Genomic DNA, 9,203 nt, shown 5'->3' with positions numbered 1-9,203 from the left:
GTGCGCGCTCCGGACGAGTTCCATCAATTACAGGCAGGTCTGCCAGCTACCGGAACTGTAGTGGTTGGCGCCTGCGTCGGAGGCCTCCCGCTCACGCGTGGGAAGCTCCTGAAGCTCGAGCACGTTTTCCATCCTGTTTCACCCCCTTCGTTTCGAGATCTGGTCGGCTTCGAGCCAAGGCACCAGCAGGCCTCCCCGCATCAGGGGGAGATACTGGTGCGCCGGGCCATGAATCACGGAGTCGAGTGCTCGGATTACTCCCGCCGAGCCGCTCCACACATCCGCAGAGAACCGCGTACCACCATCACCCAGGACCATGTAGTGGTCCCCGCGAGGCACGAGGTACTTCTCCAGGGCGCGTCCGATTGTCTGTAGCCGATCGGGTCGCGATCCACCTCGCGACCGGAGTTCGTTCTGGAAGAGGAGCAATCCGGCCAGTCCGCTGTACAGGCCCGCGTTGTAGGTGAACAACTTGAAGGCGTCACGCTCGAAACCTGGGAGGCTGTCCGCGATGAGTCCCCCTTTTTCTTCGCCGGCTGCGTATAACAGCGCTACCGTGCCCACACCTGCCGAGCCCTCACTGAGATAGGGCATCGCTCGACGACCGTCCACACGGTCCGAAATAGATATCGATCCGTCGTCCATCGGCATGCGGGCGAGCAGATCGCGGTGCAGAAGGACCCGGCCTGCCTGCCGATAGGCCTCGTCTTTGGTGACCGCCCAGATCGCATGCAGGAACAGCGCCACCCCCGTGTGCCCGTACATCAGCCCCAGACGACTGCTGTCGTGCAGGACTTCCGCATTCTCGCGAGCCGCTTTCACCGAAATGTCAGCCAGAACTTCACTGCGTCGCAGCCACTCCACATCACCGGTGCGACAGTAGAGATCCAGGTATACCAATCCGCGGCCGGTGCTGCCCGTGGCCAGAGAACCGGGAAGGGCGCCCGGAGCCTCGGGGCCTGCGCGTAGCACTCGTTGCGCCTCCTCCAGTCGGCCGAAGCCGGCCAGAGTGGCCGCGATTCCGGCGGATCCGAAGAACAAGCTGTCGTCGTAGCCTTCTGCCCCCAGCTCGGCATCCCGTACCAGCAAATCCACATGAGCTTCGGAAACGTCTCGACCGCGCAATGCCAAGGTGCCGAGCACACCGGCAGTGCCGTACGCGAAACAGACTGTATTCGAGCGTATTCCTTGGTAAGAGGGTGGAAAGCGCCAATGTTCGCCGTCCGGATCGAACGCGGCGCCGATTCCGCAGGTGAGCTCGTTTGCCCATGCTTCCGCGTCCCCTGCGAAATCTGCCGTGGAGGAACTGCGTGCCGCCGGCACGTCGGCGTCGGAATTCGGCCAACTCGCGGGAGCGACGTATCTTCCCGCTGCCTGCCAGAGCTCCTCCGGGATACGCACCACGAGCCGTGCGTCGCGGCGGGCCGCCGACCAGAATGCCGGATTTCGCTCCATCAGATCGAAAACCGGGTAAAGCATGAAGCGGGCAATCGCGGACAGTGCGTAGTCATCGATGTCGACTCGGTCGCCAACGGGACGGTCGACAGGAACGAAGCCGGGCGTCCCCATCCTGGCCGGCTCTTCGTCCAAGCTTGTCGCGGCTTCGAAATCGATCAGCCTCGCCACACCGTCGGCATCCAGCAGCACATTATTCGGGTTCAGATCGCCAAATCTCATGCCGAGAGCACGTACGCGTGCGACAAGTTCGGATAACTGCTCCAGTATATCCAGGCATTTCGTATAGTAATTCGCCGATTCGTCCAAATCTGGTTCGAATCGAATGAGCGGCATATTATCCAGAACCCAGCGATGGAGAGTGATACCCTCTATCCACTCTGTGACCAGATATTCATGCTCCCATTCGGAAAGGTGAGCCAATGGCCGAGGGCAGATACCGGGATCCGCGCCGTTCAACTGCTTGATAATTCTGAATTCTTTACGAAGTCTGTCCTTAGCTGTCAGCCTGTCCCAGGTGAGACCGGTGTGTGCCCGCGCTTCTTTGATGAATACACGGGAACCGGACCTACGGTCAGTCGCACTGTATGCGCCGCCTCCGTTACTGTGACGAATCGCCTCCTCGAATGTGTAATTCTCGAACAACTCCGAAGAGCGTTGACATTCCGCCGGCCTGAACTTGTGCCGAAAGGGATCGTCGATACCGATAGGGAGCAGAAACTTCGGGTGCCGCTCATCCGCCTTCAAGACCCCGTTCCGGTCGCGGAACATTCTGATCTTCGCGCCGGTGGCAGGATCGAAGCGAACCACCTCCCGGTGCGCACCATAACGGTAGTGGATAGCACGAGAGGACCCGAATCTGCGATCAGACAGCACATAAGGGGCTTCTCGCGGCCCCAGCCCGACCTCTAGTCGGTCCATCAGTTCGCCCGACGCGGCCGCGTCCGGCGGGTAGATCGTCACGAACTTTCCACTCTGCGCCCGCGACGCATACTTATGGTGAAGCCAGATGAAACAGAATTCATCGTAGGTATGCTTGAAAGGGATTCCGAGATTCACGCAAATGCCGGCCACCACATCCAAGGTCTCGTGAGAATCTTGAATTGTGCCGGATACATGCACTTTCCAGCCGGACTCCAGAGATTCGACCGTACGCGGCGGTTTCCACCCCAGCCATATATCGTGTCGAGAATTCACCCAACCCGACATATCCAACTGCGGTTGATACCGCCGCGATTCCAGTCCAGCTTCCAACAGTGGCATATAGAAATCACGACTCGCCATCCCGAAAGCAACGTCGTCCAAAAACTGGTCCAATTCTTCCCCCACATGCTCGCACTCCCCTGCGGCCTTGATTTGCAATTTATCCGGACACCACAGTGCCGGTCAATGTGATGCAAATCACTTCTAATTCAGTGGGAGATTCCCGGGGTCTTGTGTACGTACGTGGCGTCGGTGACCTGGTCCAGCAGGAATTCCGCGATATCGGCGCGCGCGATCTTCAGGCTCAGACCGGTTTCGGCGGCGGAGAAACCGCGCCGGTAGGTCCCGGTGCGGGGGCCGTCGGTGAAGGCGCTGGGCCGCACGATCGTCCAGTCCAGGTCGCTGGCGCGTACATAGGTCTCCTGCTGCTGATGGTCGGCGTAGGCCGGGCGCAGCAGCAGGCCGAACATGATGTATTTCCACAGGAAGTTCAGGTTGGCCCGGCTGTCGCCGGCGCCGAGGGTCGACTGGCAGATCAGCCGTTTCACGCCCGCCCGGTTCATGGCCTCGATGACCGCGCGGGTGCCCTCGGCCCGCACCACGCCCTTGCGGCCGTTGCCGAGGGCGACGACCACCGCGTCGCTGCCCAGGACCGCGCGTTCGACGGCGGCCGGATCGAGGACATCGCCCTCGATCACACGCAACAGGTCGTGTGCCCGGTCGATCCGGCTCGCGTCGCGGGTGAGCGCGGTGACCTCGTATCCGCGTTCCAGTGCCTGTTCCACCACATGGCGCCCGACCGTTCCGGTGGCTCCGAAGACCGTGATTCGCATAACCGCTCCTGACTCTCGAAAGCTGCTCTGTACTGACTGAATCCAGTACAGCAGCGGGCGATGAGACGGAACATCGCTCGAACGCTCGCGGACATAAGCGAGCGTCTACGCAGCGGGCACTCAGCCCCGCAGGGCCTGGATCGTCGCCTCGTCGGCCGGATAGAAGGCCTCGATATGCAATTCGTCGACCGTCACGTCGGTGGCCGACATGGCCTGCGCGGTGATGCTGAAGAAGGAGAGTTCGGCCTCCCCCACCCGCAGGCGCAGCGGGATCACGACATCGGCGCGCGCGGTGACGCCGTCGTCGCGGTGCGGATAGGCCGAGACCTCGTCCAGCAGGGTCTTCAACCGCTGGTCGCCGGTCGATTCGTAACGGCTGCGGACCTGCCCCAGCAGATGTCCGCGCCACTGGGCGAGGTTGCGGATCCGGGGTGCGAGACCGTCGGGATGCAGGGAGATCCGGATGGCGTTGACCGGCGGCTCCAGCACTTCCGGCGCGCAGCCCTCGAGCAGCAGATCGGTAGCGGTGTTGCGGTCGACCACGTCCCACCAGCGGTCCAGGACCAGCGCCGGATGCGGCATATGGGCGTCGAGCAGTACGCGGAAGGCGTCCATCACGGCGCGCAGTTCCGGCGCGTCCACATCGCGCTGGCCGTAACCCGGCGCGAATCCGGCCGACAGCAGGAGATCGTTACGTTCGCGCAGCGGCACCTCGAGGTGGATGGCCAGCCGTTCCAGCATTTCCCGGGTGGGCCGGGAACGGCCGGTCTCCAGGAAGCTGAGATGCCGCGTCGACACTTCGGCCTGCGCGGCGAGTTGCAACTGGCTCAGCCGGCGGCGCTCCCGCCACGACCGCAGCAGGCCGCCCACCGAGGGTTCGGTCTCCATCGTCACCACGAACCCAGCGTATCGCGCACGGTAAGTGATCCCATTACCTCTCGGGTAATCGCCGGTTCATCCGAACCCGGAGATGCTGTGTGCATCGAGTTCACAACCCCGAGAGGACAATCCGATGAGCGATATCGTCACCGCCTATCTGGAGACCTGGAACGCCACCGATGCCACCGCGCGTACCGCGCTGCTGGCCCGGCACTGGACCCCGGGTGCCACCTACACCGACCCGCTCGCCGAGGCCGTGGGCGCCGACGCGATCGGCGCGACCATCGGCGCCGTCCACCAGCAGTTCCCGGGTTTCGTTTTCACACAGGTCGGCGAACCGGATGCGCACCACCGCCAGATCCGGTTCCAGTGGGGTCTGGGCCCGGCGGGGACCGAACCGGTGATCATCGGTTTCGATGTGGTCGTCACCGACGACCAGGGCCGGATCGAGGCGGTGCTCGGCTTCCTGGACAAGGTGCCGGGCTGAGATCGGCGGCCGTGCCCATCAGCCGGCCCCGAGCCCGCGCAACCGGCCGTTGAGATAGCGCTGTTCGGGCAGACTCGCGGTGAGCGAGGCCGCCCGGCGGTAGTTCTGCGCGGCCTCCGTTGTCCGCCCGGCCATCTGGAACAGGTGCGCCCGGACCGCGTACAGCCGGTGGTGGCGGTACATCGCGGGCTCGCCGAGCAGCGTCTCGGTAAGCCGAAGGCCCAGTTCGGGTCCGCCCGCCATCGCGATCGCGACCGCCCGGTTGAGGGTCACCGCGGGTCCGGGCGCGACCCGGTCGAGCATCGTGTACAGCACACAGATCTGGGGCCAGTCGGTACTCGCCCAGTCGGCGGCCTCCGCATGGACGGCCGCGATGGCGGCCTCCAGTTGGTAGCGGCCGATATGGCCGCGTGGCAAGACCTCCTCGAGCAGGGCGACACCCTCCGCGATGGAGGTCCGGTCCCAGCGGTCGCGGTCCTGTTCTGCCATCGGCACCAGTTCGCCGTCGGCGTCGGTGCGGGCCGCGGCCCGGGCTTGGGTGAGCAGCATCAGCGCCAGGGCACCGGTCACCTCATCGTGATCCGGAACCAGGCGATGCAGTTCACGGGTGAGCCGCAATGCCTCGCCCGATATCTCCGGGTCGAGCACGGATGGACCCGCACCGGCGGTATGCCCGGCGGTGAACATCAGGTGGCAGACGTCCAATACCGCGGCCAAGCGCGCCGGGAGATCGGCCGCTCTCGGTAGTTCGAAGCGGGCGCCCGCCGCGCGCAGAGTCGCGCGGGCGCGGGTGAGGCGTTGCGCCATCGTGCGTTCGGGCACCAGGAAGGCCGCGGCGATACGCGCGGTGGACAGCCCCGCTACGGCGTGCAGGGTGAGCGCAACCTGGGACTGCGGAGTCAGGCTCGAATGGCAGCAGAGCAGGAAGAGTCGCAGCGTGTCGTCGCCGGGCACCGAGGCCGGCGCGTCGGCGGCAGGGGCGAGCAGCGCGTCGGCGGGCCGGGCACAGGCGTCGGCGGTCTCCCGGCCGGCCCGCGCCCGATCGGCCCGCACCCGATCGGCGAGCCGTCGCGATGCGACCCGCACCAGCCATCCACGTGGATTGTCCGGCACGCCGTCGCGGCCCCACTGCCAGGTGGCCGCTTCGGCGGCTTCCTGTGCCGCGTCCTCGCAATCGCCGAGGTCGCCGTGGCGGCGTAGCAACGCGGCGAGGACGTAGGGCGCCTCCCGGCGCCATGCCTCGGCCACCGGCGAGGGCCCGGGGTCACCGATCGTCGCCCCCGGGCCACATGGCGGGCCGCAATTCGACGGTTTCGCCGGGGCCTGCGAACACCGCCGCGATCTCCTCGGCCCGGGCGTGGGATTCCACGTCGATGAGGAAGAATCCGGCCAGATGCTCCTTGGCCTCGGAATAGGGCCCGTCACCGGCGACGGCTGCGCCCGCGTGCCACCGGTACAGCCGCGCGGCATCGGGCGAGCCCAACGCCTCACCGCCCACCAGTTCGCCGTTCTCCTGCATCTCGGTGAGCAAGCGCTCGAAATCTCCGGTGATGCGGTCGCGCGCCTCCTGCGGAAGATCCTGGAATTCGGCCAGGAAGTCGCCGGTGGGATGACCCCACGGCTGCGGGTTGGAATGGATGAGAATCACATACTTCACGATTGGCTCCTCACTCGTTCGGCGACGGGCTCCGTGGCCCGTCCTCACCGAGAACGTCGGAGCCGCCGGCCGCTCGTCGACATCCACGCCGCGGCCTTTTCCGGAGGAGGGTCAGACTCGGCCCAGCGCGAGGGTGACATTGTGACCCCCGAACCCGAAGGAGTTGGTGAGCGCGTAGTCGATGCGCTGCGCCCGGGGCGCCCCGTGCACGATATCCAATTCGGCGTCCGGGTTCTCCAGGTTGAGGGTCGGCGGGACCACCTGTTCACGCAGTGTGAGCGCGGTGAGAACGGTTTCGAGCGCACCGACCGCGCCGATGGAATGCCCCAGCGCCGATTTCGGTGCGTACACCGAAGCGTGCGGGGCGACCGCGCCGATGGCGGCCGCCTCGGACGCGTCGCCGATGGAGGTCGAGGTGGCGTGCGCGTTGATATGCCCGATATCGGCGGGCTCCAGCCCGGCGGTGGCGATCGCCTTGCGCATCGCCCGGGCGGCCCCGGCTCCGGCCGGGTCGGAGGCGACGATGTGGAAGGCATCGGAGGTGATACCCGCGCCGAGTACCCGCGCGTGGATCCGGGCGCCCCGGGCGCGCGCGTGCCGTTCGGATTCGAGGACGACCAGCGCGCCGGCCTCACCGAAGACGAAGCCGTCGCGGTCGCGGTCGAACGGGCGCGAGGCCGCGGCGGGTTCGTCGTTACGTGTACTCATGGCCCGCATCATGGCGAAACTCGCGATCGGCACCGCGTGGATATGCCCTTCGACGCCCCCGGCCACCACCACATCCGCCTCACCGGTGACGATGAGCCGCCAGGCGTGCGCTATAGCCTCGGTGCCGGATGAGCAGGCCGATACCGGGGCGAAAACACCCGCTTTCGCCCCTACTTCGAGACTCACCGCCGCGGCCGGGCCGTTGGGCATGACCATCGGCACCGACATCGGCGACACTTTGCGATAGCCCCCGGCCCGCATGGCGTCGACGGCAGCGATGAGCGCGTCGCCGCCGCCCAGCCCGGTGCCGATGGCCACCGCGAGCCGTTCACCCTCCACCTCCGGCTCGCCCGCCGCCCGCCATACCCGCCGGCCCAGGACCAGGGCGAGTTGCTCGACATAGGAGTGCCGCCGCTGTTCGACCCGGGTGAGACCGGCGCCGGGATGCGCGGTGAGTTTGCCGCCGATGCGGACCGGGAGGTCGTATTCGGCGACGAAATCGTCGTCGAGGGTGGTGATTCCGGTATGTCCGGCGAGCAGGCGGGCCCAGGTTTCGTCCATATCGTCGGCCAGCGAGGTGGCGGCCGCGTAGGCCGTCAGCACCACGTGGTCCGCAGCAGGACGAGTTTCTGTAGCGATCGGTACAGTCACGGTGTCCATGAATACCTGTACCGTTCGCTACAGTCAACCCATGGCCCGCCCTCTAGACCACGCCAAACGTGCCGAACTGCTCGACGCGGTGGTGCGGTATATCGCCGAACACGGCCTCGCGGACCTCTCCCTGCGCCCGCTGGCCGCCGCGCTCGGCACCAGTTCGCGCATGCTGATCTACTACTTCGGCAGCAAAGAGGACCTGCTCGTCCAGGCCCTGACCACCCACCGCCCCGACCTCACCCGCGTCTTCGCCGGGGCCGGCGACGCCGCCGCCCTGCGCGAACGGATGTGGGAATTCTGGCGCTCCAACACCGCCGGCCCCGACGCCCCGAGCGTCACGGTGATGCTGCAGGTACTGGGCGCGGCCTGCGCGCCCCACGGCCCCTATATCCGCTACGCCGAAGCGGCGATCGCCGAATTCGTCGCCACCCTCACCGGCGAACTACGCGAACTGGGCGCCGAGAACCCCGATATCGTCGCCACGCTCCTTGTCTCCGGCCTGCGCGGCATCCTGCAGGACCGCCTCATCACCCACGATCACGCCCGCACCGACCGCGCGGCCCGGCGGCTGATAGACCAGTCGATACGATGAGAACTCGCCCCACGGATATCCCGTCGCACCCCTCTCGGCCCCGCACCGGCCGCTATTCTTGCTCCTATGACCGCCGTTCATGAGGAGATCATGACAACCGAGGAGTTCGAGGAACTCGCCCGGTTGGCCGGTCGAGTGTCAGAGGGTATTCGACTGGAACTCATCAACGGGCGCTTGGGGGCGAAAGCAGTGGCCGACGGGGATCACGGCAGGATTCTGCAGTGGCTGATCCGCATGTTCATCATGCTGCGCCCGGAGTTGTTCCTGAGTATGGAACAAGGCCTGAAGGTCGAGCAGTACCGTAAGGGCCGGGCACGGCCCGACGGCGCGCTGGCGGATGCCGACGCGTTCGTCGGACAGGGAGAATGGGCCGACCCGGAACCGGTCCTGATGGTGGTAGAGGTCACCTCCCGCGATCGGGACACCGAACAACGCGACCGCCGAGAGAAGCCGGTCGCATACGCCGCGACCGGGATCCCGGTCTACCTCTTGATCGATCGCGAATTCGGGGAGATCACGGTATTCAGTCACCCGGTCGACAGCCGGTACCAGCGGCGCGTCACCGTGGCGATCGGCGATCACGTGGAGCTGCCCGACCCGGTGGGCGTGGCCCTGGATACCGAGCCGCTGAAAGCGTGGGTCTGACTGCGGCCGCCCGGTCCACGGATCGCGCGTAGCGGGGTCCCGCCGGTCTCCGGCCGGAGACCGGCGGAACGAAAGTTCAGGACCCCGCGG

General features: G+C 66.2%; 9 protein-coding genes. 3 read left to right on the top strand and 6 right to left on the bottom strand.

The window, feature by feature from the left end; genetic code table 11:
* Window positions 1-138: 138 nt before the first annotated feature.
* The 3 genes from lanKC to ACWDU1_RS24260 form a co-directional block, all read right to left on the bottom strand.
* A complete protein-coding gene (gene lanKC, locus ACWDU1_RS24270) occupies window positions 139-2,784 on the bottom strand; it encodes a class III lanthionine synthetase LanKC (RefSeq protein WP_450001811.1) in 2,646 nt (881 codons plus the stop codon).
* Window positions 2,785-2,867: 83 nt separating this feature from the next.
* Complete coding sequence (locus ACWDU1_RS24265; protein WP_450001810.1) at window positions 2,868-3,491, bottom strand: NAD(P)-dependent oxidoreductase; 624 nt, start codon at window positions 3,489-3,491, stop codon at window positions 2,868-2,870.
* Window positions 3,492-3,611: 120 nt separating this feature from the next.
* Window positions 3,612-4,379, bottom strand: a complete 768-nt coding sequence (locus ACWDU1_RS24260; RefSeq protein WP_450001813.1) for a helix-turn-helix domain-containing protein — start codon at window positions 4,377-4,379, stop codon at window positions 3,612-3,614.
* Window positions 4,380-4,503: 124 nt separating this feature from the next.
* On the opposite strand from ACWDU1_RS24260, the gene ACWDU1_RS24255 reads away from it, so the two are divergent.
* Complete coding sequence (locus ACWDU1_RS24255) at window positions 4,504-4,857, top strand: nuclear transport factor 2 family protein (protein WP_450001808.1); 354 nt, start codon at window positions 4,504-4,506, stop codon at window positions 4,855-4,857.
* Window positions 4,858-4,875: 18 nt separating this feature from the next.
* On the opposite strand, the gene ACWDU1_RS24250 is transcribed toward ACWDU1_RS24255, so the two are convergent.
* The 3 genes from ACWDU1_RS24250 to ACWDU1_RS24240 form a co-directional block, all read right to left on the bottom strand.
* Window positions 4,876-6,105 carry an RNA polymerase sigma factor gene (locus tag ACWDU1_RS24250; RefSeq protein WP_450001807.1) on the bottom strand — a complete coding sequence of 410 codons (1,230 nt, stop codon included), beginning with the start codon at window positions 6,103-6,105 and terminating at the stop codon, window positions 4,876-4,878.
* A gap of 16 nt (window positions 6,106-6,121) precedes the next feature.
* The gene (locus ACWDU1_RS24245) at window positions 6,122-6,514 is read right to left on the bottom strand and encodes a YciI family protein (RefSeq protein WP_450001806.1); all 393 of its coding nucleotides are present in this window, start codon (window positions 6,512-6,514) and stop codon (window positions 6,122-6,124) included.
* A gap of 111 nt (window positions 6,515-6,625) precedes the next feature.
* On the bottom strand, window positions 6,626-7,882 hold the full coding sequence (locus ACWDU1_RS24240) for a KasA/KasB family beta-ketoacyl-ACP synthase (protein WP_450001804.1): 1,257 nt from the start codon (window positions 7,880-7,882) through the stop codon (window positions 6,626-6,628).
* A 31-nt stretch (window positions 7,883-7,913) separates the two neighbouring features.
* Between ACWDU1_RS24240 and ACWDU1_RS24235 the strand changes: the two genes are divergently transcribed.
* The gene (locus ACWDU1_RS24235; protein ID WP_450001802.1) at window positions 7,914-8,468 is read left to right on the top strand and encodes a TetR/AcrR family transcriptional regulator; all 555 of its coding nucleotides are present in this window, start codon (window positions 7,914-7,916) and stop codon (window positions 8,466-8,468) included.
* A gap of 66 nt (window positions 8,469-8,534) precedes the next feature.
* Window positions 8,535-9,113 (top strand): Uma2 family endonuclease, encoded by a 579-nt coding sequence (locus tag ACWDU1_RS24230; RefSeq protein WP_450001800.1) that lies wholly within the window; start codon window positions 8,535-8,537, stop codon window positions 9,111-9,113.
* Window positions 9,114-9,203: the final 90 nt, after the last annotated feature.

It is taken from the genome of Nocardia sp. NPDC003345 (assembly GCF_053589395.1).
The sequence above is the reverse complement of the archived record's forward strand: the minus strand, read 5'-3'. Positions and strand labels throughout refer to the sequence as shown.

Bases quoted from the DNA above. Each gene is read 5' to 3' on its own strand.
- ACWDU1_RS24265 (WP_450001810.1), bottom strand. From the start codon at position 3,491: ATGCGAATCACGGTCTTCGGAGCCACCGGAACGGTCGGGCGCCATGTG.
- ACWDU1_RS24260 (WP_450001813.1), bottom strand. From the start codon at position 4,379: ATGGAGACCGAACCCTCGGTGGGCGGCCTGCTGCGGTCGTGGCGGGAG.
- ACWDU1_RS24255 (WP_450001808.1), top strand. From the start codon at position 4,504: ATGAGCGATATCGTCACCGCCTATCTGGAGACCTGGAACGCCACCGAT.
- ACWDU1_RS24240 (WP_450001804.1), bottom strand. From the start codon at position 7,882: ATGGACACCGTGACTGTACCGATCGCTACAGAAACTCGTCCTGCTGCG.
- ACWDU1_RS24235 (WP_450001802.1), top strand. From the start codon at position 7,914: ATGGCCCGCCCTCTAGACCACGCCAAACGTGCCGAACTGCTCGACGCG.
- ACWDU1_RS24230 (WP_450001800.1), top strand. From the start codon at position 8,535: ATGACCGCCGTTCATGAGGAGATCATGACAACCGAGGAGTTCGAGGAA.